This is a genomic window from Streptomyces deccanensis (genome assembly GCF_022385335.1).
Lineage (GTDB): Bacteria > Actinomycetota > Actinomycetes > Streptomycetales > Streptomycetaceae > Streptomyces > Streptomyces deccanensis.
On record NZ_CP092431.1, the window covers coordinates 3419350 to 3443681 of the forward strand.

23 protein-coding genes are annotated in these 24332 nt (G+C 72.3%); 6 read left to right on the forward strand and 17 right to left on the reverse strand.

The window, feature by feature from the left end:
- Positions 1–40: 40 nt before the first annotated feature.
- Positions 41–1615 (forward strand): oxidoreductase, encoded by a 1575-nt coding sequence (locus L3078_RS15245; RefSeq protein WP_239754173.1) that lies wholly within the window; start codon positions 41–43, stop codon positions 1613–1615.
- A gap of 25 nt (positions 1616–1640) precedes the next feature.
- Here L3078_RS15245 and L3078_RS15250 read toward each other — a convergent pair whose 3' ends face one another.
- The 6 genes from L3078_RS15250 to L3078_RS15275 all read right to left on the reverse strand — a co-directional run bounded on the left by L3078_RS15250 (position 1641) and on the right by L3078_RS15275 (position 6287).
- Positions 1641–2000 carry a cytidine deaminase gene (locus L3078_RS15250; RefSeq protein WP_239754175.1) on the reverse strand — a complete coding sequence of 120 codons (360 nt, stop codon included), beginning with the start codon at positions 1998–2000 and terminating at the stop codon, positions 1641–1643.
- A 16-nt stretch (positions 2001–2016) separates the two neighbouring features.
- Positions 2017–2376: an MmcQ/YjbR family DNA-binding protein gene (locus L3078_RS15255; RefSeq protein WP_239754176.1), complete on the reverse strand. Its 360-nt coding sequence runs from the start codon at positions 2374–2376 to the stop codon at positions 2017–2019.
- The gene (locus L3078_RS15260) at positions 2373–3680 is read right to left on the reverse strand and encodes a hemolysin family protein (RefSeq protein WP_239754177.1); all 1308 of its coding nucleotides are present in this window, start codon (positions 3678–3680) and stop codon (positions 2373–2375) included. Before L3078_RS15260 ends, L3078_RS15255 begins: the two co-directional genes overlap by 4 nt.
- A complete protein-coding gene (ybeY, locus tag L3078_RS15265) occupies positions 3677–4174 on the reverse strand; it encodes an rRNA maturation RNase YbeY (protein WP_086759164.1) in 498 nt (165 codons plus the stop codon). Before ybeY ends, L3078_RS15260 begins: the two co-directional genes overlap by 4 nt.
- A gap of 14 nt (positions 4175–4188) precedes the next feature.
- On the reverse strand, positions 4189–5259 hold the full coding sequence (locus tag L3078_RS15270) for a PhoH family protein (protein WP_215455375.1): 1071 nt from the start codon (positions 5257–5259) through the stop codon (positions 4189–4191).
- 227 nt (positions 5260–5486) lie between these two features.
- On the reverse strand, positions 5487–6287 hold the full coding sequence (locus tag L3078_RS15275; RefSeq protein ID WP_239754178.1) for an IclR family transcriptional regulator: 801 nt from the start codon (positions 6285–6287) through the stop codon (positions 5487–5489).
- 127 nt (positions 6288–6414) lie between these two features.
- Here L3078_RS15275 and L3078_RS15280 point away from each other — a divergent pair, with 127 nt between their 5' ends.
- The 3 genes from L3078_RS15280 (at position 6415) to L3078_RS15290 (ending at position 10607) form a co-directional block, all read left to right on the forward strand.
- On the forward strand, positions 6415–7716 hold the full coding sequence (locus L3078_RS15280) for a glucarate dehydratase family protein (RefSeq protein WP_239754179.1): 1302 nt from the start codon (positions 6415–6417) through the stop codon (positions 7714–7716).
- A gap of 205 nt (positions 7717–7921) precedes the next feature.
- The gene (locus L3078_RS15285) at positions 7922–9031 is read left to right on the forward strand and encodes a carbohydrate kinase family protein (RefSeq protein ID WP_239754180.1); all 1110 of its coding nucleotides are present in this window, start codon (positions 7922–7924) and stop codon (positions 9029–9031) included.
- Positions 9032–9413: 382 nt separating this feature from the next.
- Positions 9414–10607 carry an MFS transporter gene (locus L3078_RS15290; protein ID WP_239754181.1) on the forward strand — a complete coding sequence of 398 codons (1194 nt, stop codon included), beginning with the start codon at positions 9414–9416 and terminating at the stop codon, positions 10605–10607.
- Between the two features lie 55 nt (positions 10608–10662).
- Here the strand turns inward: L3078_RS15290 and L3078_RS15295 are convergent, their stop codons facing one another.
- The 10 genes from L3078_RS15295 to hrcA form a co-directional block, all read right to left on the reverse strand.
- The gene (locus L3078_RS15295) at positions 10663–11655 is read right to left on the reverse strand and encodes an adenosine deaminase (RefSeq protein ID WP_239754182.1); all 993 of its coding nucleotides are present in this window, start codon (positions 11653–11655) and stop codon (positions 10663–10665) included.
- Positions 11655–12584, reverse strand: coding sequence for a ribonuclease Z (locus L3078_RS15300; RefSeq protein WP_239754183.1), 930 nt, complete (start codon positions 12582–12584; stop codon positions 11655–11657). Before L3078_RS15300 ends, L3078_RS15295 begins: the two co-directional genes overlap by 1 nt.
- 6 nt (positions 12585–12590) lie before the next feature.
- Positions 12591–12944, reverse strand: coding sequence for an HIT domain-containing protein (locus L3078_RS15305; RefSeq protein WP_239754185.1), 354 nt, complete (start codon positions 12942–12944; stop codon positions 12591–12593).
- A 233-nt stretch (positions 12945–13177) separates the two neighbouring features.
- Entirely contained in the window at positions 13178–16414 is a 3237-nt protein-coding gene (locus L3078_RS15310) for a S41 family peptidase (RefSeq protein ID WP_239754187.1), read from the reverse strand.
- Between the two features lie 87 nt (positions 16415–16501).
- Positions 16502–17053, reverse strand: coding sequence for a hypothetical protein (locus L3078_RS15315; protein WP_239754189.1), 552 nt, complete (start codon positions 17051–17053; stop codon positions 16502–16504).
- A gap of 85 nt (positions 17054–17138) precedes the next feature.
- Positions 17139–17531: a VOC family protein gene (locus L3078_RS15320; protein WP_239754192.1), complete on the reverse strand. Its 393-nt coding sequence runs from the start codon at positions 17529–17531 to the stop codon at positions 17139–17141.
- A 46-nt stretch (positions 17532–17577) separates the two neighbouring features.
- The gene (locus tag L3078_RS15325; protein ID WP_239754195.1) at positions 17578–18318 is read right to left on the reverse strand and encodes a 16S rRNA (uracil(1498)-N(3))-methyltransferase; all 741 of its coding nucleotides are present in this window, start codon (positions 18316–18318) and stop codon (positions 17578–17580) included.
- Positions 18315–19424: a nitronate monooxygenase gene (locus tag L3078_RS15330; RefSeq protein ID WP_239754197.1), complete on the reverse strand. Its 1110-nt coding sequence runs from the start codon at positions 19422–19424 to the stop codon at positions 18315–18317. The genes L3078_RS15325 and L3078_RS15330 overlap by 4 nt, the downstream gene beginning before the upstream one ends.
- 240 nt (positions 19425–19664) lie before the next feature.
- Positions 19665–20801 (reverse strand): molecular chaperone DnaJ, encoded by a 1137-nt coding sequence (dnaJ, locus tag L3078_RS15335; RefSeq protein WP_239754198.1) that lies wholly within the window; start codon positions 20799–20801, stop codon positions 19665–19667.
- On the reverse strand, positions 20802–21818 hold the full coding sequence (gene hrcA / locus L3078_RS15340; protein ID WP_045557495.1) for a heat-inducible transcriptional repressor HrcA: 1017 nt from the start codon (positions 21816–21818) through the stop codon (positions 20802–20804). It abuts the gene before it with no gap.
- A gap of 288 nt (positions 21819–22106) precedes the next feature.
- Between hrcA and L3078_RS15345 the strand changes: the two genes are divergently transcribed.
- Together L3078_RS15345 and L3078_RS15350 are read left to right on the forward strand one after the other, a co-directional pair.
- Positions 22107–22862 carry an MBL fold metallo-hydrolase gene (locus L3078_RS15345; protein WP_239754199.1) on the forward strand — a complete coding sequence of 252 codons (756 nt, stop codon included), beginning with the start codon at positions 22107–22109 and terminating at the stop codon, positions 22860–22862.
- A 41-nt stretch (positions 22863–22903) separates the two neighbouring features.
- Positions 22904–23719, forward strand: coding sequence for a DUF3097 domain-containing protein (locus tag L3078_RS15350; RefSeq protein ID WP_239754200.1), 816 nt, complete (start codon positions 22904–22906; stop codon positions 23717–23719).
- Here the strand turns inward: L3078_RS15350 and L3078_RS15355 are convergent.
- Positions 23697–24287 (reverse strand): Uma2 family endonuclease, encoded by a 591-nt coding sequence (locus L3078_RS15355; RefSeq protein ID WP_239754201.1) that lies wholly within the window; start codon positions 24285–24287, stop codon positions 23697–23699. The genes L3078_RS15350 and L3078_RS15355 overlap by 23 nt on opposite strands.
- Between the last annotated feature and the right edge of the window lie 45 nt (positions 24288–24332).

Below are 24332 nucleotides of genomic sequence, written 5' to 3' on the forward strand. Positions count from 1 at the left end.
GCCCGTCCCCCCGGGACCCGAAGATCACTACCCTGTACCGGTGCTCACCTACGAGGAGTTGACGGGGCCGGAACGTGAGCTGTGGGACGCGTTTCCGGAAGGACGGCGGGTCGACCTGCGCACCGGGGTGCCCGAGGAGGACCGGGTCGCCGGGGGCGCGGGCTGGGGGCCCGAGCGCACGGTGCGGGCGGCGGTGATCGTGGCGCTGCTGCTGGGCGCCAACGCGGCCCAGCGGCCCGGCGCGGTCGGCTCGCTCTCCCTCGCCGGCGCGCGGATCTCCGGCCATGTCGACCTGGCCGGTGCCCGGATCGAGCATCCCCTGTGGCTGGAGGAGTGCTGGTTCGAGCAGGAGGTGAACCTCTACGGGGCGGAGACGCGGACGGTCGCGATCATGAGCAGCCGGGTGCCCCGGCTGGAGGCCGGGGCGAGCCGGATCGGCGGGCGGCTCGACCTGCACAGCACCCAGGTGGAGGCGGGGCCGCCCTCCTCCCCCTTCCACCGCGCGAGCACCGCCCTGTCGCTGGTCAACGCCCATGTGGCGGGCGGCATCATGCTGAACAAGGCCCGGCTGATCGCGCCCGGCGGCTGGGCGATGGCCGCCGGTGGCCTGATCGTCGAGGGAGGCCTCTTCTGCCGGCGCGGCTTCGTCGCGGACGGCGAGATCCGGTTGCTGGGCGCCCAGTTGCCCGGCGGACTGTTCTTCCAGGGGGCCCGCCTGGAACGGCCGGGCCCGCACGGGGTGACCCTCGCCCTGGACAACGCCGTCGCCCAGACGGTCGACTGCTCCGACGGATTCGTCTCCCACGGGACCATCCGCCTGCGGGGCGCCCAGATCACGGACAACCTGACCTTCGAGGGCGCCGTCCTGAACGGGCCGCCCAGCGACGGCGCGGGCACCGGCCCGGCCCTGGTGGCCATGCTCGTGCAGGCCGCCGACTTCGACTTCGCCCTGGCCCGGCGGCCGACGGGAGCGGTGGATCTGCGGGGCGCCCAGGTGTCGTACCTCCACGAGAGCGCGCACAGCTGGCCCGACGTCGTGGAGCTGGACGGCTTCGTCTACGGCTCGATCAAGACCGCGGAGACGGACGGCGAGCGGCGGGAGACGGTGGGCGGTCCGGCGGCCGTGAAGCGCCGCGTGGAGTGGATACGCCGCAGCCCGGGCTACAGCCCGCAGCCGTACGAGCAGCTCGCGGCCTGGTACCGCAAGGTAGGGCACGACGACGACGCCCGCCGGGTGCTGCTGGCGAAGCAACGGCACCGGCGGAGCACGCTCTCGCCGGTCGCCCGCGTCTGGGGCCACCTCCTCGACGCGACCGTCGGCTACGGCTACCGCCCCTGGCTGGCCGGCGTCTGGCTGCTCGCGCTGGTCCTGCTGGGGACGACGGCGTTCGACACCAGCACGCCCACCCCGGTGAAAAAGGGCGAGAGCGCGCCCTTCCAGCCGCTCGTCTACACCCTCGACCTGCTGGTCCCCATCGGCGGCCTGGGCCAGCGCACGGCCTGGTACTGGACGGACGGCACCCTCCAGTGGCTGGCCTACGCCCTGATCGCCCTCGGCTGGATCCTCACGACGGCCGTCATCGCGGGGGTGACCCGCACCCTGCAGAAGAACTAGCGGGACGTCCCGGCGGGCGCGGCGCTCAGCCCGCCGTCACCGTCGCGCGCACCGACCCGTCCGGGCCGGCCAGCAGGACCGGCGTCTCCGGCCCGCCGAGGTCCCGCACGGCGGCCCGGTCCTCGTCGGAGACGGCCTCCTCGGCGGTCACCACGGCCGCCGCCTCCAAGGACTTCGCGCCGGAGGCCACCGCCATGGCGACGGCCGTGCGCAGCGCGCTGAGCCGCAGGGAATCGAGGGCCACGGTCCCGGCGACGTACGTACGGCCCGTCTCGTCGCGTACGGCCGCCCCCTCGGGCACCCCGTTGCGGGCCCGTGCGGAACGGGCCAGGGTGACGATCTTCCGGTCCTCGGGGTCGAGGTCGAGCGCGCTGCTGTCGGTCATGTGCCGAGCATACGTTTCACGCCCGGTCGAGCCGGAGCCGGTCCCCACGGGGCAGACCGGCCACCACCAGGTCGTACGAGTCCTCGATCAGCTCCTCGACCAGCCGGTCCGGGAGGCCCGCGTCGAGGGCGACGGTGTTCCAGTGGCGTTTGTTCATGTGATACCCGGGGGTGATGAGACCGGGGTGCTCGGTGCGCAGCCGGACCGCGTCCTCGGGGTCGCACTTGAGGTTGACCTTCAGGGGCCGCTGGTCGATCCAGCTCAGCGCGAACATCTTGCCGAGGACCTTGAAGACCGAGATCTCCGGACGGAAGGGGAAATCCTCGACGGCCTCGTTGAAGGAGAGGCAGAAGGCACGCAACTCCTGTGGCGTCACTCGGACTTCGTCTCCTCCTCCGGCACCTCTGCGGGGCCGATCGGCTCCACCAGCACCGTGACGATCTTGTTCCGGCGGCCGGCGGCGGCCTCAGCCGTGAGCCGTAGTTCGCGCTCGTCCGGGAGGGCCACGACCGACGAGGCACCGGCGATCGGGACACGGCCGAGGGCCTTGGCGAGGAGGCCTCCCACGGTCTCCACGTCCTCGTCGTCGTAGGCGTCCAGGCCGTACAGCTCGCCGAGGTCGGTGATGTCGAGGCGGGCGGTGACGCGGTAGCGGTCGTCGCCCAGCTCCTCCACCGGCGGCAGCTCACGGTCGTACTCGTCGGTGATCTCGCCGACGATCTCCTCCAGGATGTCCTCGATGGTGACGATGCCGGCGGTGCCGCCGTACTCGTCGATGACGACGGCGACGTGGTTGCGCTCCTGCTGCATCTCGCGCAGCAGGTCACCGGCGTTCTTGGTGTCGGGGACGAAGACGGCCGGGCGCATGGCCGTGGACACCAGTTCGCTCTCGGCGTCCCGGCTGATGTGCGTCTTGCGGGCCAGGTCCTTCAGGTAGACGATCCCGACGATGTCGTCCTCGTTCTCCCCGGTGACCGGTATGCGCGAGAAACCGGAGCGCAGGGCGAGGGTGAGGGCCTGACGGATGGTCTTGTACCGCTCGATGGCGACGAGGTCGGTGCGCGGGACCATCACCTCGCGGACGAGGGTGTCGCCGAGCTCGAAGACGGAGTGCACCATGCGGCGCTCCTCCGCCTCGATCAGGGACTCCTTCTCCGCGAGGTCGACCATCGCCCGCAGCTCGGCCTCGGAGGCGAACGGGCCCCGGCGGAAGCCCTTGCCGGGCGTGAGCGCGTTACCGATGAGGATCAGCAGGTTGGGGATCGGGCCCATGATCCGGGCCAGCGGCAGCAGCACGTACGCCGCCGCCGTGGCCGTGTTCAGGGGGTGCTGGCGGCCGATGGTGCGCGGGGAGACGCCGACGGCCACATACGACACGAGGACCATGACCCCGATGGCGACGACCAGCGCCTCCCAGGTCGCGTCGAACTCCTGCAGGCACGCGTAGGTGACCAGCGCGGCGGCGGCCATCTCGCAGGCCACGCGCACCAGCAGCGCGACGTTCAGATAGCGGGTGGGGTCGGCCGAGATCTGGGCGAGGCCCGCGCTGCCGCGCCGGCCGGCCCGTACGGCCTCCTCGGCACGGAAGCTGGAGACGCGCGCGAGGCCCGCCTCCGCGCAGGCGGCGAGCCAGGCGACGACGACCAGCGCGACGGCACCACCGATGAGAGTCGCGCTCATGACACGGTCGGTGCCGGGGAGGGGCCGGTGAAGCCCTTCTCCGCGCGCCAGCCGTCCACGATGGCGGCCTGGAGGCCGAACATCTCGGCCTTCTCGTCCGGCTCCTCGTGGTCGTAGCCCAGCAGGTGCAGCACCCCGTGGACGGTGAGGAGCTGGAGCTCCTCGTCCATGGAGTGCTGCGTCTCGGCTTCCTTGCCCTGCTTCTCGGCGACCTCGGGGCAGAGCACGATGTCGCCGAGCAGGCCCTGCGGCGGCTCGTCGTCGTCTTTCGACGGCGGCCGCAGCTCGTCCATCGGGAAGGACATGACGTCCGTCGGACCGGGCAGGTCCATCCACTGGATGTGCAGCTGCTCCATGGCGTCGGCGTCCACCACGATCACCGAGAGCTCGGAGAGGGGGTGGATGCGCATCCGCGTCAGCGCGTAGCGGGCGATGTCGAGGATCGCCTGCTCGTCGACCTCGGTTCCGGACTCGTTGTTGACGTCGATCGACATGGTGCTGTGCTTGTCTACTTCCCCTTGTGCCCGGCCTTGCCCCGGCCGCCCTTGTGCGTGCCGTTCTCCGTGCCGTGCGTGGTGTCGTACTTCTCGTACGCGTCGACGATACGGCCGACGAGCTTGTGCCGGACGACATCCTGGGACGACAGCCGGGAGAAGTGCACGTCGTCCAGGCCCTCCAGGATGTCCTGCACTTGGCGCAGACCGGACTTCGTGCCGTTCGGCAGGTCGACCTGCGTCACGTCACCCGTGATCACGATCTTCGAGTCGAAGCCGAGGCGGGTGAGGAACATCTTCATCTGCTCGGGCGAGGTGTTCTGCGCCTCGTCGAGGATGATGAAGGCGTCGTTGAGCGTACGGCCGCGCATGTACGCCAGCGGCGCGACCTCGATGGTCCCGGCGGCCATGAGCCTCGGGATCGAGTCGGGGTCGAGCATGTCGTGCAGCGCGTCGTACAGCGGACGCAGGTAGGGGTCGATCTTCTCGTAGAGGGTGCCGGGGAGGAAGCCGAGGCGTTCGCCGGCCTCGACCGCCGGGCGGGTCAGGATGATCCGGTTGACCTGCTTGGACTGCAGGGCCTGGACCGCCTTGGCCATGGCAAGGTACGTCTTGCCGGTACCGGCCGGGCCGATGCCGAAGACGATGGTGTGCTTGTCGATGGCGTCGACGTACCGCTTCTGGTTGAGCGTCTTGGGGCGGATCGTGCGGCCACGCGAGGACAGGATGTTCTGTGTCAGCACCTCGGCCGGGGTCTCCTGGCCTTCGCTCTTCCCGTTCTCGCTCGCCCTCAGCATGGCGATCGAGCGTTCCACCGCATCCTCCGTCATCGGCTGTCCGGTGCGGAGCACCAGCATCATCTCGTCGAACAGGCGCTGGACGAGAGCGACTTCGGGGGCGTCGCCGACCGCGCTGATCTCATTGCCCCGGACATGGATGTCGACCGCCGGGAAGGCCTTCTCGATCACGCGCAGGAGGGAGTCGCCTGAGCCCAGCACGGTCACCATGGGGTGCGCCGCGGGGACGGTGAACTGCGCTCTCGCCTTGCCCTGCGCGGGGGTGTGAGCTGTGCGTGTCTGAGTCATGGGCCGGCTCTGTAGGCCGCGGGTCCTCCTTTGACCGTGGGGCTCGTGTTGCCCTTTCCCAGGGTACGACGCGGCGGTGACAGTGCCGTAGGGCTTTTACCGGGGGAGCTCGGGGCCGCGGGTACATGGCGGTCTGCGGCCCGGTGGGGCTTCTCGCACCCACGCGGCGGAGCCGCATATCGATACAGCCCCGCGCCCCTGGAGGGCCGGGGCTGCGCCCCTGGCCCTCAACGCCAGACCGGCGCACCACCGGCCGCACCCGGGGTCGTCGCCTCGATCTTGGTTCGGATCTCTCTCATGACCGTCACGATCCGTTCCTCGTGCTCGGGGGTGAGGCGGGCCACCGGGGTCGAGCAGCTGATGGCGTCGGTGGCGGGGGTGTCGGTGCGCAGGGCGAAGCCGAACCCGACGATGCCGGGGACGCCCTCCTCGCGGTCGACGGCGTAGCCGCGGGCGCGGACGGCGGCGAGGTCCGCCGCGAGGGCGGCGCGCGTGGTGTGGGTACGGGGGGTGAGCGCCTCGTAGGGGCCCTCGGGGAGGTCCGTGTCGGGGCGCTCGGCGAGGAGGGCCTTGCCGAGGGCGCCGGCGTGGGCGGGGAGGCGGCGGCCCACACGGCTGATGGTGCGCAGGTACTCGTGGGACTCGCGGGTCGCCAGGTACGCGACGTCCATGCCGTCGAGGCGGGCGAGGTGGATCGTCTCGCCGAGCGCCTCGGACGCCTCGTCGAGGTAGGGCCGTACGGCGCGCACGCGCGGGTCGGAGTCCAGATAGCTGGTGCCGGTGAGCAGGGCGCGGATGCCGATGCCGTAGAGGGAGCCGGTGGTGTCCGTGCGCACCCAGCCCCGGCCGACCAGGGTCTGGAGCAGGGCGTACATCGAACTGCGCGGGACGCGCATCTCGTCCGCCAGCTCCTGGAGGCGGGCGGGCCGGTCGCCGCGCGCGGCCAGCAGTTCCAGCAGGTCGACCGTGCGCGCCGCCGACTTCACCTCACGGACGCCGCCCTCTGTCTCCGACCTGGTTTCCGACATGCGCCGATCGTAGGAGACGACGCGGCGCCATTGACCCGGCATGTTCATCTATCTAACCTCCATCTCTATACGTAGATGAGCCAGACGAGCTGTGCACGCGTAGACGACCTCACGTAGGAGCCGCCCCGTGACCGCGACCCGTGACCTGACCATCGCCGAGGTCCGGCTGACCCCGATCCTGGTCGCCGACCCGCCGCTGCTGAACACACAGGGGGTGCACCAGCCGTACACCCCCCGGCTGATCGTGGAGGTGGTGACCGCCGACGGGACCACGGGGGTGGGCGAGACGTACGGCGACACCAAGTACCTGGAGCTGGCGCGGCCCTTCGCGGAGAAGCTCGTGGGTCGTCGGGTCAGCGACCTGAACGGGCTGATCACGCTCGCCGACGAGGTGACCGTCGACGGATCGCGGGTCTCCGGGCAGGTCGACGTGGGCGGGCTGCGCGGGGTCCAGACGGCCGACAAGCTGCGGCTGTCGGTGGTGTCCGGGTTCGAGGTCGCCTGCCTCGACGCGTTCGGCAAGGCCCTGGGGCTGCCCGTGCACGCGCTGCTCGGCGGGAAGCTGCGGGACACCGTGGAGTACAGCGCGTACCTCTTCTACAAGTGGGCCGAGCATCCCGAGGGCGTCGCCGCCGAGAAGGACGACTGGGGCGCGGCCGTGGACCCGGCCGGGGTCGTCGAGCAGGCGCGGAGGTTCAAGGAGCGGTACGGGTTCACGTCATTCAAGCTCAAGGGGGGCGTCTTCCCGCCGGACGAGGAGATCGCGGCGATCCGTGCGCTGGCCGAGGCGTTCCCGGGGCATCCGCTGCGGCTGGACCCGAACGGGGCCTGGTCCGTCACGACTTCGCTGAAGGTCGCGGACGCGTTGGGTGACGTCCTCGAGTACCTGGAGGACCCGGCACTCGGGACGCCCGCGATGGCCGAGGTGGCGTCGGGGACGTCGGTACCGCTGGCCACCAACATGTGCGTGACGACCTTCGCGGAGATCGAGGAGGCGTTCACGAAGGGGGCCGTGCAGGTCGTCCTCTCCGACCACCACTACTGGGGCGGGCTGCGCAACACACGTGAACTGGCCGCGATCTGCCGGACGTTCGGGGTCGGGGTGTCCATGCACTCCAACACCCACCTGGGGATCAGCCTCGCGGCGATGACCCACGTGGCGTCGACCGTGCCGAACCTGCACCACGCCTGCGACTCCCACTACCCGTGGCAGTCGGAGGACGTCCTCACCTCGCGGCTCACGTTCGAGGACGGGGCGGTACGGGTGTCCGACGCGCCGGGTCTCGGGGTCGAACTCGACCGGGCCAAGCTGGAGTTCCTGCACCGGCGCTGGCTGTCCGACGACGGTTCCCTGCGGGACCGCGACGACGCGGCGGCGATGCGGGTGGCGGAACCGGGGTGGGTGACGCCGGCGGTGCCTCGCTGGTAGCCGTCCTTCGGCTGCGGGTGGGAGGGGCTTCGGGGTGAAAAGCATGGGGCGCAGCCCCTGCTTTTCAGGGGCGCGGGGAACTGCGCGAGAAGCCCCACCGGGCCCGCACCCGACAACACACCGAAGCCCCCACCACCGCACCGGCCCCACCCAGCGGAGCGTTGCGGCAGACTGGCTGGATCCGCACCACGCCAGGGAGCACATCGTGACCGCGTTCAAGGGAGAGCGACCGCACCGGCCCCAGGTAGACCCGCTGAGGGCCCTGCGCGCACCGGATGACCCGCCCTGGGACGTCTATCTGACCGGCACCGTCTTCCTCGACATCATCTTCACCGGGCTGGACTCCGCCCCGGTGCGCGGGACGGAGTCCTGGGCGCGCGGCATGGGGTCGAGCCCCGGCGGCGTGGCGAACATGGCCACCGCCCTGGCCCGCCTCGGCCTGAAAACCTCCCTCGCGGCCGCCTTCGGCGACGACCACTACGGCGAGTACTGCTGGGACGCCCTGGAGCAGGGCGAGGGCATCGACCTCTCCGCCTCCCGTACGGTCCTCGGCTGGCACTCCCCGGTCACGGTCTCCATGGCGTACGAGGGCGAGCGCACGATGGTCTCCCACGGCCACGAGGCGCCCCCGGAGGAGTCCGCGCCGGAGTGCCCGCCCCACGCGCGTGCCGCCGTCGCCTCCCTCACGCCGGGCGTACGCGCCCCCTGGATCGCCCAGGCCGCGGCCAAGGGCACCAAGATCTTCGCGGACGTCGGCTGGGACGAGACCGGCGCCTGGGACCTGGCGGGGCTCGCCGACCTCGCCCACTGCGAGGCGTTCCTGCCCAACGCGGCGGAGGCGATGCGGTACACCGGCGCCGAGTGCCCCCGGGCCGCCGCCCGCGCCCTCACCGAGCACGTCCCGGTGGCCGTGGTGACGCTGGGCGCGGAGGGGGCGTACGCCGTGGACGGGCGGACCGGTGAGACGGCGGAGGTGCCGGCGATCGCGGTGGAGGCCCTGGACCCGACGGGTGCGGGGGACGTGTTCGTGGCCGGTTTCGTCACCGGCACGCTGGCGGACTGGCCGCTCGCGGACCGACTGGCCTTCGCGGGGCTGACGGCGGCGCTGTCGGTGCAGGAGTTCGGCGGGTCGCTGTCCGCGCCCGGCTGGGCCGAGATCGCGGCGTGGTGGCGGCGGGTGCAGTCGCTTGACGGGCAGGACCCCGCGGCTCTGCGCCGCTATGCCTTCCTGGAGGACTTCCTCCCGAAGGACCACGTCAGCCCGTGGCCGCTGCGGCGGGCGGTCCCCACGATCGGCTTCCGCCGCTCGGCTTGAGACTGGGCGCGTCATAGCTCGGGGGGTGCCTGTTTCGTCGGCGGCCGCGGGTGCGTGGGGCTTCTCGCGCAGTTCCCCGAGCCCCCAAAAGACCAGCCCCCGTGGCCCTGAAAGGCGACCGGCGGCGGGCCTGAAAAGCATGGGGCGCAGCCCCTGCTTTTCAGGGGCGCGGGGAACTGCGCGAGCAGCCACGACCTACCCGCACCCGCCCACGAAACACGCACCCCCGAGCCACTAGGCGCACCCCAAAACTCCCGTGCCTACCCACCAATCCCCACCCCAAACGCGCCGTGATACAAATTCTCCGCGCGTCCCTGTCCGTCGACAGCCAGCCGCCCAACCCCCCTCATCGAGCCGCACCTTCGCACGTCCAGGAACGCCCGTGTCCCCCCGCACCACCACCCCGCCCTGGCCCCTCGTCGCCCTTTTCACGGCCGGGTATCTCGCCGCGTACCTCCTGCCCACCACCGTGGGCAGACTCGACGCGGCGCTCCCCCTCACCACCACCGAGGCCGGCGCCGTCGGCAGCGCGCTGCTGCTGGGCTCGGCCACGGCCGGCTTCACGCTCGCCGCCCACGTGGAACGCCTCGGCCCCCGCCGCCTCGCCCGCGCGGGCCTGCTGCTGGCCGCCGCCGGCTACGGCACCGCCGCGCTCACCACCGCCCTGCCCGCCGTGGTCGCGGGCGCGGTCCTCGGCGGCTTCGGTTCCGGTACGGCGACCGCCGTGGCCGCGGCCGGCATCGCCGCGCAGCGCGACCCCCACCGCGTCTCGACGACAGGCCTGTTGAGCGTCTCGGCGCTGGCCGGCGCGCTGTATCTCACGATCCCCCGCCTGGGCCCCGGCCACGGCCTCCCGCTCGCCGCCCTCGCCCTGACGGCCCTGCTCACCCTCCCGGCAACCTCCCGGCTCGCCGGACCCGTGGCCACCGCGCAGGCCGCCCGCGAGCGGAGCCCGCTCCCCCACCTGCGCCACGGCCTGACCCTCGCCGTCACGCTGCTGCTGTGGTCCCTGGCGCAGAACTCCCTCTGGGGCGTCAGCGGCCGGATCGGCACCACGCAGGCCGGGCTCTCCGAGGTCACCGTCGGCGCGGTCTTCGCGACAGCGCTCGGCGCGGGCCTGCTCGGGGTCGTCGGGGCGAGCGCGCTGGGCGTGCGCTTCGGCCGCGCGCTCCCCATCGGTGGCGGCACGGCGCTCATCGCCGGCTGTATCGCGCTCAGCGCCACCGCGACCGACCTGCCGACCTTCGCCACGGGGGAGATCGCCTGGAACGCGCTCTACCCGGTCGTCCTGTCGTACCTCATCGGCCTCGCCGCCTCCCTCGACCCGCGTGGCCGCTGGGCGGTCCTGATCGGCTCCGCGTCCTCGCTCGGCACGGCCGCCGGGCCGCTCGTCGGCAGTCTGCTCTCCGCCCACGCCGGCTACCCGGCGATGGGCGCGATCCTGGCGGTGGGCCTGCTGCTCATCACGGCCCCCATGACCTGGGTGGCCCTGCGCACGACCACGCCCACCACGGAACACGCCCGCTACCAGGAGCAGTCGACCGCCGCGCAGCCGGAGTACCGCCCGGCGGCCTAGGCGTGCGGGAGGCGTGAGGGCCGTGGCCCCCGCGCCCGCCCCAAGGCCGGAGCGGTCACCCGAACTCGTACGCGTCCACCTCGGCGAGGTACCGGGCCCGCCGCTCCTCGTCGTGCTCCAGGAAGGACGCGGTGAAGGAGTTGCGGGCCAGCTCCCGCAGCCGGTCCTCGCTCAGGCCGAGGGTCCGGCGCACGGCGTCGAAGTTGTCGCCGGAGTATCCGCCGAAGTAGGCGGGGTCGTCGGAGTTGACCGTGCAGAGCAGGCCCGCGTCGAGCATGGCGGGCAGCGGGTGGTCGGCGAGGGTGTCGACGGCGCGCAGCCGGACGTTGGAGAGCGGGCAGAGCGTCAGCGGGATCCGCTCGCGCACCAGCCGTTCGACGAGGGCCGGGTCCTCCATGCAGCGCAGCCCGTGGTCGACGCGTTCGACCCCGAGGATGTCGAGGGCCTCGGTGATGTACTCCGGCGGTCCCTCCTCCCCCGCGTGCGCGACGCGCCGCAGCCCGAGCGCGGCGGCCGCCTCGTACACCTCGCGGAACTTGACCGGCGGATGCCCGACCTCGGCCGAGTCCAGTCCGATCCCGACGATCCGGTCGAGATACGGCTTCGCGGCCTCCAGCGTGTCGAGAGCCGACTCGGCGGACTCGTCCCGCAGGAAGCAGAGGATCAGCTGCGTGGAGATCCCGTGCCGCTCCTCGCTCCTGCCCAGCGCCCGCCACAGCCCCTCGACGACCGTCCCCATCCCCACGCCCCGCGCGAGGTGGGCCTGCGGGTCGAAGAAGATCTCGGCGTGGCGTACGCCCTGGGCGGCGGCGCGGGCGAGATAGGCGTCGGCCAGGTCGGCGAAGTCCTGCTCGGTGCGCAGGACCGCCATCAGCTCGTAGTACAGGTTCAGGAAGGACTGGAGATCCTCGAACTCGTAGGCCTTGCGGAGCGCTTCCGTGTCCGCGTACGGCAGCGCGACCCCGTTCCGGGCGGCCAGGGCGAAGGCCAGCTCCGGCTCCAGGGTGCCTTCGATGTGCAGGTGCAGTTCAGCTTTGGGGAGGGACATCAAAGCATCGTACGGCCGCTCTGACGCCGTTTCGGAAGCGCCACCCTCAGCAGGTCGTGCGCCACGGTCAGCTCCCCCTCGAACCCGGCGGCGCGTGCCTGCCGTTCGAACTCCTCGGGCTCGGTGTACCGCTGGCTGAAGTGGGTGAGCACGAGATGCCGCACCCCGCAGTCGCGGGCGACGGAAGCGGCTTGACCGGCCGTCAGATGACCGTGGTCGACGGCGAGTTCGATGTCCTCGTTGAGGAAGGTGGACTCGATGACGAGCATGTCGGCCGCGTCGGCGAGGGCGTAGACCCCGTCGCACAGCCGGGTGTCCATGACGAACGCGAACCGCTGTCCGCGCCGCAGTTCGCTGACGTCGTCGAGGCGGACACCGCCGATCGCGCCCTCCCGCTGGATCCGCCCGATGTCCGGCCCCTTGATCCCGTGCGCGGCGAGCCGCTCGGGCAGCATGCGGCGTCCGTCGGGCTCGACGAGGCGGTACCCGTACGACTCGACGGGGTGCGAGAGCTTGCGCGCGTCGAGGGTGTAGGCGGGGGTGGTGACCAGCACGCCGCCGTCGCCCTCGACCGGCGCCTCGATCAGCTGGACCGTCTCCCGGTAGGCGGTGGCGTACCGCAGCCGGTCGAAGAACCGCTGGCCGGAGCGCGGGTAGTGAGCGGTGACGTCGTGCGGGACCCGGTCGAGGTTGATCCGCTGGATGACGCCGGCCAACCCGAGCGAGTGGTCGCCGTGGAAGTGGGTGACGCAGATGCGGTTCAGGTCGTGCGCGGCGACCCCGGCGCGCAGCATCTGCCGCTGGGTGCCCTCGCCGGGGTCGAAGAGGAGCCCTTCGGAGCCCCAGCGGAGCAGGTAGCCGTTGTGGTTGCGGTGCCGGGTCGGGACCTGGCTGGCGGTGCCGAGCACCACCAGTTCACGTACGGACACGGCTCGTCACCCGGGGGGCCACTGCAGGCCGCGGCCGCCGACGACGTGGGCGTGCGCGTGGAAGACGGTCTGGCCGGCGCCGGTGCCGGTGTTGAAGACGATGCGGTAGCTCTCCAGCTTGTCCTCGTCCGCGACGGCCTGGGTCTCGCGCAGGACGTCCGCGGCGAGGTCGGGGGCGGCGGCGGCGAGTGCGGCGGCGTCCGCGTAGTGCGCCTTGGGGATGACGAGTACGTGGGTCGGCGCCTGGGGGTTGATGTCCCGGAACGCGACCGTGGTGTCCGTCTCCCTGACGATCGTCGCGGGTACGTGTCCCGCCACGATCTTGCAGAACAGACAGTCGTCCTGCGGCTCCCCAGCCATACGTTGCCTCCCAGCCACCGGTGATCGCCTACCGGGGCATGCTATCGCCAGGGGGCGTCCCGGGTGCGGGTCCCGTGCGGGTCCGGTGGGGGCTGGTCGCGCAGTTCCCCGCGCCCCTGAAAAGCAGGGGCTGCGCCCCATGCTTTTCGGCCCGAAAGGCCGGAGGCCTTTCAGGGGCGCGGGGAACTGCGCGAGAAGCCCCACGCACCCGCACTCGACGACGAACCCCGCCGCTAAGACTCGGGCAGCGCGGGCGCCACCTTCGCCGGCGTCGCCTCCAACCCCTCCAGCGCGATCCGGATCGCCTCGTCGAGCTGGGGATCACGCCCGGCCGCGTGGTCCTGAGGCGCCTGCACGACCTCGACGTCGGGATCCACCCCGTGGTTCTCGACGCCCCACCCGTACCCCTCCAGCCAGAACGCGTACTTCGGCTGGGTCACGAGCGTCCCGTCGACCAGCCGGTAGCGGCTGTCGATCCCGACGACCCCGCCCCACGTCCGCGTCCCGACCACCGGCCCGATCCCGAGCGCCTTGATCGCCGCGTTGACGATGTCCCCGTCGGACCCGGAGAACTCGTTGGCGACGGCGACGACGGGCCCCCGGGGCGCGTCGTCGGGGTAGCTGCTCGCCCGCATCCCGCGCGGCAGGTCCCATCCGACGATCCGCCGGGCCAGTTTCTCCACCACGAGCTGGGAGGTGTGCCCGCCCCGGTTCTCCCGGACGTCCACGACCAGCCCCTCCCGCGCGACCTCGATCCGCAGGTCGCGGTGGAGCTGGGCCCAGCCGGAGCCGACCATGTCGGGGACGTGCAGGTACCCGAGGCGGCCGCCGGACTTCTCGTGGACGTACGCCCGCCGGTCCGCGACCCACGCGTGGTACCGCAGGGGCTCCTCGTCGGAGATGGGCACGACCACGGGATGCCGCAGGTCGCCCCCGCCGGCCGGCAGCACGGTCAGCTCGACCGCCTTGCCCGCCGTGCCGACGAGCAGCGGCCCGGGTCCGGTCAGCGGATCGACCGGCTGTCCGCCGACCGCGATGATCGCGTCCCCGGCGCGCACGGCCACGCCGGGCGCGGCGAGTGGCGAGTGCGCGTCGGGGTCGGAGGTCTCCGAGGGCAGCACCCGGTCGATGCGCCACAGCGGGGTCCCCTGGGGGCCGTCCTCGTGCCGGGAGATGTCCGCGCCGAGCAGCCCCTGCCGCCGGTCGCCGGAACCGCCCCGGCCGCGCGGGGTGACGTAGGCGTGGGAGGTGCCCAGCTCGCCCTGCACCTCCCAGAGCAGGTCCACGAGGTCGTCGTGGGTGGCCACCCGCTCCAGGACGGGGCGGTAGCGGTCGAGGACGCCGGGCCAGTCGACGCCGCCCAGGTCGGGCCGCCAGAAGTTGTCCCGCATCAGCCGGCCGGTCTCGTCGAACATCTGGCGCCACTCGGCGGCCGGGTCGACGGTCCGCCGGATGCGCGAGAGGTCGACGGTGATGTTGGAGTCGCTGTCGTCGTCGCCCGAGGCGCGCCGGTCGCTGGGGACGACCTTGAGCTTGCCGTCGGTCCACAGCAGGACCCGTTTGCCGTCGCCGCTGACGGCGAAGTGGTCGGCGTCGGACGCCAGGTACTCCAGGCGCCGCTGGGCGAGGTCGTACCGCTCCAGGGAGGTCTTGGGGTCCGGGTCGTCGGGGGTGGCCCGCAGGTGGCCGAGGACGCCGGTGACGGGGTGGCGCAGCCACAGCACGCCGTCCTTGGCGGCGCGGAGCGTGGAGTAGCGGGCGGCCTCGACGGGGAAGGGGACGATCCGGTCGGCGAGCCCTTCGAGGTCGATGCGGGTGGTCGGGGTGCCCTCGCTGTCGGGGGTCTCGTCCTTGTCGGGCGCCTCGAACGGCCGGCCGTGGCGCTGCGGTCCGAAGGGGGACGGGGTGGTCGCCGCGAGGGTGATGAGGTGCGGGCGGGCGCCGCTGACGAAGTGGAGGTCGAAGACGTGTTCGTCGTAGACCGGGTCGAAGGCGCGTGCGGAGAGGAAGGCGAGGTGCTTGCCGTCGAGCGTGAACGTCGGCGAGAAGTCCTGGAAGCGCAGCGGGGTCGCCTCGGTGACGGACAGGTCGGCGGTGTTGGCGAGCTTGAGCTGACGCAGCGGGCGCGGGCCCGGGTGCGACCAGGCGAGCCAGGCCGAGTCGGGCGAGAAGACGAGCCCGGTCACCTCGCCGTCCTCGCTGCGGTCGACCTCGCGCACCTCGCCGGTCTCCCGCTCGACGAGCAGCACCCGGCCGTCGTCGGCGGCGACGGCGACCCGGCTGCCGTCGGGGGCCACGGCGAGCCCGAGGACACGGCCCAGCTGCCCGGCGGCGAGCCGGCGCGGGGTGGCGCCCGGTCCGACGCCGGTGGACGGCGCGAACTCCAGCGCGTCGTCGCCCTCCGCGTCGGTCACCCACACCACCCACTCCTCGCCCTCCACCCGGAAGGTGCGCGGGAGCCGGGCCCGTACGCCGTCCTCGGCGGCGAGCGCGCGGGCGGGGCCGGAGCGGTGGGTGATCCAGTGGATCGAGCCGCGCACCGAGACGGCGCTGCCCCGGGCGGTGTGGTCGGGCGAGGCGGAGCCGAACCAGCGGGAGGCGTTCACCGGGAACGGCTGGAGGTCCACGCGCTGCCCGCCCAGCCGGATGTCGAGCCTGCGCGGCTCGGCGCCGTCGAGGTCGTCCAGCAGCCACAGCTCCCCGGCGGACGCGTACACGACCCGGGTGCCGTCGGTGGCCGCGTGCCGGGCGTAGAAACCGTCGATCGGGGTGTGCCGGCGCAGGTCGGCGCCGTCGGAGAGGGAGGAGTAGAGCGCCCCGACGCCCTCGTGGTCGGAGAGGAACGCGATCCGGTCCCCGACCCACATCGGGTATTCGAGGTTGCCGTCCAACTCGGCGTGCAGGCGCACGAATTCACCGGCGCCCTCGGCGCCCTCGGCGCCCTCGTCGGCCCGGTCGATCCACAGCTTGCCCGCCGTGCCGCCCCGGTACCGCTTCCACCAGGCGGCCTCGCGGCCCATCGGCGCGGACAGCAGCACGGTGGCGGGGCCGTGGGCGACGTCGCCGACCGGCCCGTACGGCAGGGTGGTGGCCGGGCCGCCGTCGAGCGGCACGGCGCGCGCCCAGCTCCGCCGGAGGCTGGCCTGACCGTGGGTGCTGAGCGCGAGGACCTGGCCGTCGGGGGTCCAGCCGCGCACCTGGGTGCGCCAACTCCCCCAGTACGTCAGGCGCTTGGCCGATCCGCCGTCGACGGGCGCGATGTGCACCTCGGGCGCGCCGTCCCGGGTGGAGGTCCACGCGACGGTGGTGCCGTCCGGCGAGATCCGGGGATGGTTCACGGGTACGTTGTCCGCGCTGACCCGCCAGGCACGGCCGCCGTCCAGAGGCGCGACCCACACGTCGTCCTCGGCGGTGAAGGCGACCAGGTCGCCGTGCAGGTGCGGATACCGGAAATACGCGAGCTGAGTCACCCAGTTACTTTATGCAGCGTTCGGTCTGATGGGGAGGGGTTTGGATCATGTCCCTCGCACCGGGCCAGAGTTGCCCCGGGCCATGCCTCACTTGCCCTCGGGCACGCACGCCGGGTCCTTCTGGCACCAGATGGTCTGGGTGACGGTGACCGTCGCGGTCGGGCCCGGCTGCCCCGGTGCGCCCGGCTGCCCGGACTCGGGGGCGTCGCAGTCGCCCAGGCCCTCGACGTGGAACCACTCCTTGCCGTCGACCTTCGCGGTCAGGTCCCCGCGTACGCACCTGCCGTTGACCTCTTTGGTCACCTTCCCGGTGACGGTGATGTCCCGGCCTTCCTTGTCCTCGCCCTGGCAGTCCACCTTCGCGACGGTGGCGACCGAGGAGGACGGCGACGCGGACTTCCCGCCGCCCTCGCCGTCGCCGTCGTACGACGCCGTGCAGGTGAGCCACTGGACGTCGAGGCCCTCCCGCTCCAGCTCCTTGGTGGCGAGCTGGTCCGTGGTGAACGCGACCGCGCCGGTGTTGAGTCCACCGCCCTCGCAGGCCACCAGCCCCGCGACCGCGCAGACACCGAGCCCGGCTCCCAGCAGGAGCCGGCGCCCGCCCGTCCGGTACGCCCTGAGACGCTTCCATGCCCCCATGCCCGGCAGCCTGCCACCGGCCGCGGCGACACGGAAGACCGCGTGCGGCCGAGCCGCCGGGACCGAGAGACATAGACCGGGGGCGTCAGCCGCTCATCAGCAGCCATTCCTGCAGCTCGACCAAGTTCCCCTCGGGGTCCTTGAGATGGGCCACCCGCATACGGTCGGTCATACGTGCGGGCCCGTTCAGGAGTCGTACGCCGAACGAGGTGACCCGCTCGCAGTACGCGTCGAGGTCGTCGACGCGCAGGACGACCAGCGACCGGTGCCCGTTCGCCGCGTCGGCCAGCTCCCCGAGCACCTCGGCCATCACCGCCCGGTCCTGCAGCGCGATCCCCGCGGACCCGACGGCCGGGCTGAACTTCTCGTACGGCCCGTCGACCGCCCCGGACTGCGGCTTCAGCCCGAGCACATCGGCGTAGAAGCGGTAGCACACGGCGAAGTCGGAGACGAGCAGTCTTACCTGGGCGAGTTCCACGATGCTCCCTGAGGAATCAGGGACGCCGGTCGGGACCGAGGGGCGGTCAGGACCAGCGTCCGGTTCGGCCCAGCAGCAACGCCGCGGCCGCCGTCCCGGCGGTCGATGTGCGCAGCACACTGGGCCCGAGTCGGTACGCCCCCGCGCCCGCCTCGCCGAAGAGCGCCAGCTCCTCCGGCGACACGCCCCCCTCGGGCCCCACGACGAGCACGATCTCCCCGGCCGTCGGCAGCTCCGCCGTGGCCAGTGTCTCGTCGCCGCTCTCGTGCAGGACCGCGGCGAAGTCGGCCTTCGCCAGCAGCTCCGCGACCTGCTTGCCCGTGGCCGCGTCCGCGACCTCGGGGAACCGCGTCCGGCGGGACTGCTTGCCCGCCTCCCGGGCGGTGGCCCGCCATTTGGCGAGTGCCTTCAGCCCCCGGTCGCCCTTCCACTGCGTGATGCAGCGGGCGGCGGCCCAGGGCACGATCGCGTCCACACCGACCTCGGTCATGGTCTCGACGGCCAGTTCGCCCCGGTCGCCCTTGGGCAGCGCCTGGACGACGGTGATCCGGGGCTGCGCGGGCGGCTCCTCCCGCAGCTCCCCCACATCCATGACGACCAGCCGGTCCTTGCCCTCGGCGGCCTTCACCACGCCTTCCACCCACCGGCCCCGCCCGTCGGTGAGGACCACGTCCTCACCGGGCCGCAGCCGCTTCACGGAGACCGCGTGTCGCCCTTCGGGGCCGTCGAGCACGATCTCCGAGCCCCAGCCGTCGAACCGGTCGACCACGAACACCGGTGCGGTCATCGCCCCTCGCTCCCGGCCTGACCGCCCTGGCCGCTGCCGACCTGGGCGGAGGCCCGCTCGGCCTGCGCGGCGGCGATCTCGGCGGCCAGCACCTCGACGAGTTCCCCGGCGGGCAGCGCGCGGGCCATCCTGTGGCCCTGCCCGGCCCACAGTGCCATGCCCTGGGCGTCCCTGGCCTGGGCGGCGGCCTTGCGCAGCGGCGAGGTGAGGTGGTGGACCTCCGGGTAGGCGGCGGGCGCGTACGGGCCGTGCTCGCGCAGGAACCGATTGACCAGGCCCCGGGCCGGACGGCCGGAGAAGGCGCGGGTCAGCTCGGTGCGGACGAAGAGGGGGTCGGTCAGGGCCTGCTTGTGCACGGCGTGCGCGCCGGACTCGGCGGTGGCGAGGAACGCCGTGCCGAGCTGGGCCGCGCTGACGCCGGCCGTGAGGAGGGCGGCGATCTGGCCGCCGCGCATGATGCCGCCGGCCGCGACCATCGGCAGCGCCACGGCCTCGCGGACCTGGGCGACCAGCGAGAGCAGCCCGATGCCGGCGCGGTCCCGCTCGGGGTCGTCACGATGGGTGCCCTGGTGGCCTCCGGCCTCGACGCCCTGCACGATCACGGCGTGGGCCCCGGACCGCTCCACGGCCTGCGCCTCCTCCGCCGAGGTCGCGGTGACCAGGGTGAGGGTGCCCTTGCGGGCGAGGGAGTCGATGACCTCGGGCGTCGGGCAGCCGAAGTGGAACGACACCACCGGCACCGGGTTGTCGAGCAGCACCGCGAGCTTGGCCTCGTAGCCGTCGTCGCGTCCGCTGTCCGGGTCGCCCAGCTCGGCGTCGTACCAGGTGGCCTCACCGGCGAGCTGCTCCGCGTAGACCTCGACGGCGGCGGGCTCGGCATACTCCGGCTGCGGCATGAAGAGGTTCACGCCGAAGGGGCGGGAGGTGAGCCCCCGGAGCGCCTTGATCTCCTGGTACATCCCGTCGGCCGTCTTGTACCCGGCGGCGAGGAACCCCAGCCCGCCGGCCTCGGACACGGCGGCGGCCAACCGCGGCACGGACACGCCGCCCGCCATCGGGGCCTGCACGATCGGGAGCGGGACGAGATCGGTCAGTGCGGAGGACATGACGGCATGGTGCCATGCCCTCCGGGTGGAGCCGAATCGGGTACGGGGGGTTGTTCGTCGGGTGCGGGTGGGTGGGGGCTGGTCACGCAGTTCCCCGCGCCCCTGAAAAGCCGGGGCTGCGCCCCGTGCTTTTCAGGCCCGCAGGGCCTGGTCTTTCAGGGGCGCGGGGAACTGCGCGAGAAGCCCCACGCAGCCGCACCCGACGACGCACCCACTCAGCGCGCCCGCGAACACACCCACTCAGCGCCCGTTGAACGCGTCCTTCAGCCGAGAGAACAGCCCCTGCTGACCGGGCTGGAACTGCCCCGTCGGCCGTTCCTCCCCGCGCAGCGCGGCCAGCTGCCGCAGCAACCCCTCCTGCTCGGGGTCCAGCTTCGACGGCGTCTGCACCTCGACGTGGACGATCAGATCCCCACGCCCGCCACCCCGCAGATGAGTGACACCGCGCCCGTGCAGCGGGATCGACTGCCCGGACTGCGTGCCGGGCCGGATGTCGACCTCCTCAAGACCGTCCAGCGTCTCCAGCGGCACCTTCGTGCCGAGCGCCGCCGCCGTCATCGGGATCGTCACCGTGCAGTGCAGATCGTCGCCGCGCCGCTGGAACATCGGGTGCGGCAGCTCGTGGATCTCGACGTAGAGGTCACCGGCGGGACCGCCACCGGGCCCGACCTCGCCCTCGCCGGCCAGCTGGATCCGCGTGCCGTTGTCGACACCGGCCGGGATCTTGACCGTCAGCGTCCGCCGCGACCGCACCCGCCCGTCGCCCGCGCACTCGGGGCACGGGTTCGGGACGATCGTGCCGAAGCCCTGGCACTGCGGGCAGGGCCGGGAGGTCATGACCTGGCCGAGGAAGGACCGCGTGACCTGCGAGACCTCACCACGGCCCCGGCACATGTCACAGGTCTGGGCGGTGGTGCCGGGAGCGGCCCCCTCGCCACTGCACGTCGTACAGACGACGGCCGTGTCGACCTGGATGTCCTTCGTCGTGCCGAAGGCCGCCTCGTCGAGGTCGATCTCCAGCCGGATCATCGCGTCCTGACCCCGGCGGGTGCGCGAGCGGGGACCCCGCTGCGACGCCGTGCCGAAGAACGCGTCCATGATGTCCGAGAAGTTGCCGAAGCCGCCTGCGCCGAAGCCGCCCGCGCCTCCGCCGCCCGCCTGGGACAGCGGGTCGCCGCCGAGGTCGTAGACCTGCTTCTTCTGCGGGTCCGACAACACCTCGTAGGCGGCGTTGATCTCCTTGAACCGCTCCTGGGTCTTCGGATCGGGATTGACGTCCGGGTGCAGCTCGCGCGCGAGCCTCCGGAACGCCTTCTTGATCTCGTCCTGGGACGCGTCGCGGCGCACGCCGAGCACGGCGTAGTAGTCCGTGGCCACTTAAGACTCCGCCAGGATCTGTCCGACGTACCGTGCCACCGCTCGTACCGCTCCCATCGTTCCCGGATAGTCCATGCGCGTAGGTCCGACCACGCCCAGCTTCGCTACTGCCTCGCCGCCCGAACCGTAGCCGACGGAGACGACGGACGTGGAGTTGAGTCCCTCATACGCGTTCTCATGACCGATGCGTACGGTCATGCCCGAATCCCCGGCCTCGCCAAGCAACTTGAGGAGGACGACCTGCTCCTCCAAGGCTTCCAGAACGGGCCGGATGGTGAGGGGGAAGTCATGTCCGAAGCGGGTGAGATTGGCGGTTCCGCCGATCATCAGCCGCTCCTCGCTCTCCTCGACCAGTGCCTCCAGCAGGGTGGAGAGCACCGTCGAGACCGTGCCCCGGTCCTCGACGTCGAACGCCTCCGGCAGGTCCTCGACCAGCCGGGGCACATCGGTGAACCGGCGGCCCGCGACCTTGCTGTTCAGCCGGGCGCGCAGGTCCGCGAGTGACGTTTCTCCGAAGGGCGCCGGGCAGTCCACCAGCCGCTGTTCCACCCGTCCGGTGTCCGTGATCAGCACGAGCATCAGCCGGGCCGGGGCCAGCGACAGCAGCTCCACGTGCCGCACGGTCGAGCGGGTGAGCGACGGGTACTGCACGACGGCGACCTGCCGCGTCAGCTGCGCCAGCAGCCGTACGGTCCGCGCCACCACGTCGTCGAGGTCGACCGCGCCGTCCAGGAAGTTCTGGATGGCGCGCCGCTCGGGCGGCGTCATCGGCTTGACGCCCGCCAGCTTGTCGACGAAGAGCCGGTACCCCTTGTCGGTGGGGATGCGGCCCGCGCTGGTGTGGGGCTGGGCGATGAAGCCCTCGTCCTCCAGCGCCGCCATGTCGTTGCGGACGGTCGCCGGGGAGACCCCCAGGTTGTGCCGCTCCGTGAGCGCCTTGGACCCGACCGGCTCCTCGGTGCCCACGTAGTCCTGGACGATGGCGCGCAGCACCTGGAGCCTGCGTTCACTGAGCATCGTCGCGCACACCTCCAGCTCGCTCTCGTGTGACTCCCCCTTGGCACTCACCCCGGGCGAGTGCCAACACTCCCCGCCCAGTGTACGGCGGTGGGGTACGCCCCCGGCAAGGCCGGTCCAGCCATGTCATGCCGACGTGTACCGACCTGTCCGCCGATGTCGGGCCACCTCGCGACCACCGCCGGGCGGCAGGCCGCGCGACCTCCCTCACACCCTCCCCGCGCCCTCCCCGCGCCCTTTCGCGCCCTCCTTCACCGGCGGGCGCCGGGCTACAGCTAGCGTCGGTGCATGACGGTGACTTGGGAAGAGTGCGGGTGGCAGGGATTGACGCCACGGGTCGGACGGTGCCGCCTTCCCGGCTGGGACTGCACGGTCGGGCTGGTGTCCGGGGACGGCGCGGCCCTGATGATCGACGCGGGGTCCAGCCTGCGGGAGGGCGCCCGGTTGCGCACCGAGGCGTGCCGACTGCTCGGTGGCGCGCGTGTGACACATCTCGCGCTGACCCACCCCCACTTCGACCATGTCTTCGGGGCGGCCGCGTTCGCCGGGGTGGAGGTCTTCGGCGCGGTGGGCGTCGACGGTGTCCTGGCCCGTGACCGCGACGCCCTCCGCGCGGACGCCGTGCACCACGGTCTGCCCCCGGCGGACGCCACCGAGGCCGCCGACCTCCTCGTCCTGCCCCGCCACCTGGTCTCCGGCGAGCGGACGCTCGACCTGGGGGGCGGTCTCCAGGTGCTGCTGGCGAACGTGGGGCCGGGACACACCGCACACGACCTGGTGGTCCTGGTCCCGGGCACACCGGCCACGGCGGGGTCCGCGGGTTCGCCGGAGGTCGTCTTCTGCGGGGACCTGGTCGAGGAGTCCGGCGAACCCCAGGCCGGCCCCGACGGCGTCCCCTCCCGCTGGCCGGACGCGTTGGACCGTCTGCTGGCCCTCGGCGGCGAGGACGCCCTGTACGTCCCCGGTCACGGGGCGGTGGTGGACGCGGCGTTCGTCCGGGCCCAACGCGACGCCCTGGCACGGCGCTTCGGCGTGTCGGGCTGAGTACGGCGTATCCGGGCGCCGCTTCTCCTATCGTCATCCGAATGCGCCAGTACTCACCCGACCTGACCCCTCCCTGGAAGAAGTCCCAGCCGGCACCCGAGGTCCCGGCCGACCCCGGACTGGTCGTCGAGGAGCCCACCACCGGCTTCTGCGGCGCGGTCGTCCGCTGCGAGGCGGGCACGGTGACGCTGGAGGACCGCTTCGGCAAGCACCGCGTGTTCCCGCTGGAACCCCGGGGCTTCCTGCTGGAGGGCCGGGTCGTGACGCTGGTCCGGCCCACGTCGTCGGCGCCCGTCCGCCCCTCCCGCACCGCCTCCGGCTCGGTGGCCGTGCCGGGCGCCCGCGCGCGCGTGGCCCGGGCCGGACGCATCTACGTCGAGGGCCGCCACGACGCGGAACTCGTCGAGAAGGTCTGGGGCGACGACCTGCGCGTCGAGGGCGTGGTGGTGGAGTACCTGGAGGGCGTGGACGACCTGCCCGCGATCGTCGCGGACTTCGCACCGGGGCCGGACGCGCGCCTCGGGGTCCTGGTCGACCATCTGGTCCCGGGCAGCAAGGAGTCCCGTATCGCGGCCTCGGTGACGAGCGAACACGCGCTGGTCGTGGGGCACCCGTACATCGACATCTGGGAGGCGGTGAAGCCGTCGTCGGTGGGCATCCCGGCGTGGCCGCGCGTACCGCGCGGGCAGGACTGGAAGACGGGGGTGTGCCGGGCGCTGGGGTGGCCTTCGGACAACACCGGGGCGGTGTGGCAGGCGATTCTGGGGCGGGTGGGGTCCTACAAGGACCTGGAGCCGGAGCTGCTGGGTCGGGTGGAGGAACTGATCGACTTCGTCACGGGTAGCGGTGAGGCCTGACGTTCTCGTAGGCGGCGAACTCGCTCGTGTCCAGCTCGATGCCGATGGGCTCCAGCGGGGTGAGGTCGCCGAACTTGGTGATGCGCTGGCACCTGTAGTCCGCGTCCTCGCCCTGGCCGGTCGGTTCAGTAAGCAGTACGCACTGGGCCATGACGGGATCGATGATGAAATAGGCGGGCACCCCTGCCGCCGCGTAGATCGACCGTTTGACGCCATAGTCGCGGGCCACGCTCGTCTTGGAGACGACCTCCAGGAGCATGGTGATGACCTCGGACGGCATCAGCCTCCCGTGGCCTGGTCCAGCGCCGCGTTCAATCACCACCAGGTCCGGCTGCGGCTCGCTGGTCTCTTCGAGCATCGCGATGTCCTGGGTTTGCAGTCGCCGCCACTGCTGGCGGGGGATCTGGTCCACAACCGCCTCCAGGATGTCGTTGTGGGCCACGTCCGGCCCCGCCATCATCACAATTTCCCCCCGGAGGAGCTCGACCTTGAATCCTTCGGGAAACTCAAAGCTCTCGAAGAACTTCACGATGTCGGTGGTCATCGGTCGGTCGTCCACAGCGGTCATCTCCGCAGCCCTCCGGTTTCCGCCACCGTGCAATTACGGCGGCAG

What these genes read in the sequence shown, in the direction of transcription:
- L3078_RS15250 (WP_239754175.1), bottom strand. Translation starts at nt 2,000, where the DNA reads ATGACCGACAGCAGCGCGCTCGACCTCGACCCCGAGGACCGGAAGATC.
- L3078_RS15260 (WP_239754177.1), bottom strand. Translation starts at nt 3,680, where the DNA reads ATGAGCGCGACTCTCATCGGTGGTGCCGTCGCGCTGGTCGTCGTCGCC.
- ybeY (WP_086759164.1), bottom strand. Translation starts at nt 4,174, where the DNA reads ATGTCGATCGACGTCAACAACGAGTCCGGAACCGAGGTCGACGAGCAG.
- L3078_RS15270 (WP_215455375.1), bottom strand. Translation starts at nt 5,259, where the DNA reads ATGACTCAGACACGCACAGCTCACACCCCCGCGCAGGGCAAGGCGAGA.
- L3078_RS15275 (WP_239754178.1), bottom strand. Translation starts at nt 6,287, where the DNA reads ATGTCGGAAACCAGGTCGGAGACAGAGGGCGGCGTCCGTGAGGTGAAG.
- L3078_RS15295 (WP_239754182.1), bottom strand. Translation starts at nt 11,655, where the DNA reads ATGTCCCTCCCCAAAGCTGAACTGCACCTGCACATCGAAGGCACCCTG.
- L3078_RS15305 (WP_239754185.1), bottom strand. Translation starts at nt 12,944, where the DNA reads ATGGCTGGGGAGCCGCAGGACGACTGTCTGTTCTGCAAGATCGTGGCG.
- L3078_RS15315 (WP_239754189.1), bottom strand. Translation starts at nt 17,053, where the DNA reads ATGGGGGCATGGAAGCGTCTCAGGGCGTACCGGACGGGCGGGCGCCGG.
- L3078_RS15325 (WP_239754195.1), bottom strand. Translation starts at nt 18,318, where the DNA reads ATGACCGCACCGGTGTTCGTGGTCGACCGGTTCGACGGCTGGGGCTCG.
- L3078_RS15330 (WP_239754197.1), bottom strand. Translation starts at nt 19,424, where the DNA reads ATGTCCTCCGCACTGACCGATCTCGTCCCGCTCCCGATCGTGCAGGCC.
- hrcA (WP_045557495.1), bottom strand. Translation starts at nt 21,818, where the DNA reads ATGCTCAGTGAACGCAGGCTCCAGGTGCTGCGCGCCATCGTCCAGGAC.
- L3078_RS15345 (WP_239754199.1), top strand. Translation starts at nt 22,107, where the DNA reads ATGACGGTGACTTGGGAAGAGTGCGGGTGGCAGGGATTGACGCCACGG.
- L3078_RS15350 (WP_239754200.1), top strand. Translation starts at nt 22,904, where the DNA reads ATGCGCCAGTACTCACCCGACCTGACCCCTCCCTGGAAGAAGTCCCAG.
- L3078_RS15355 (WP_239754201.1), bottom strand. Translation starts at nt 24,287, where the DNA reads ATGACCGCTGTGGACGACCGACCGATGACCACCGACATCGTGAAGTTC.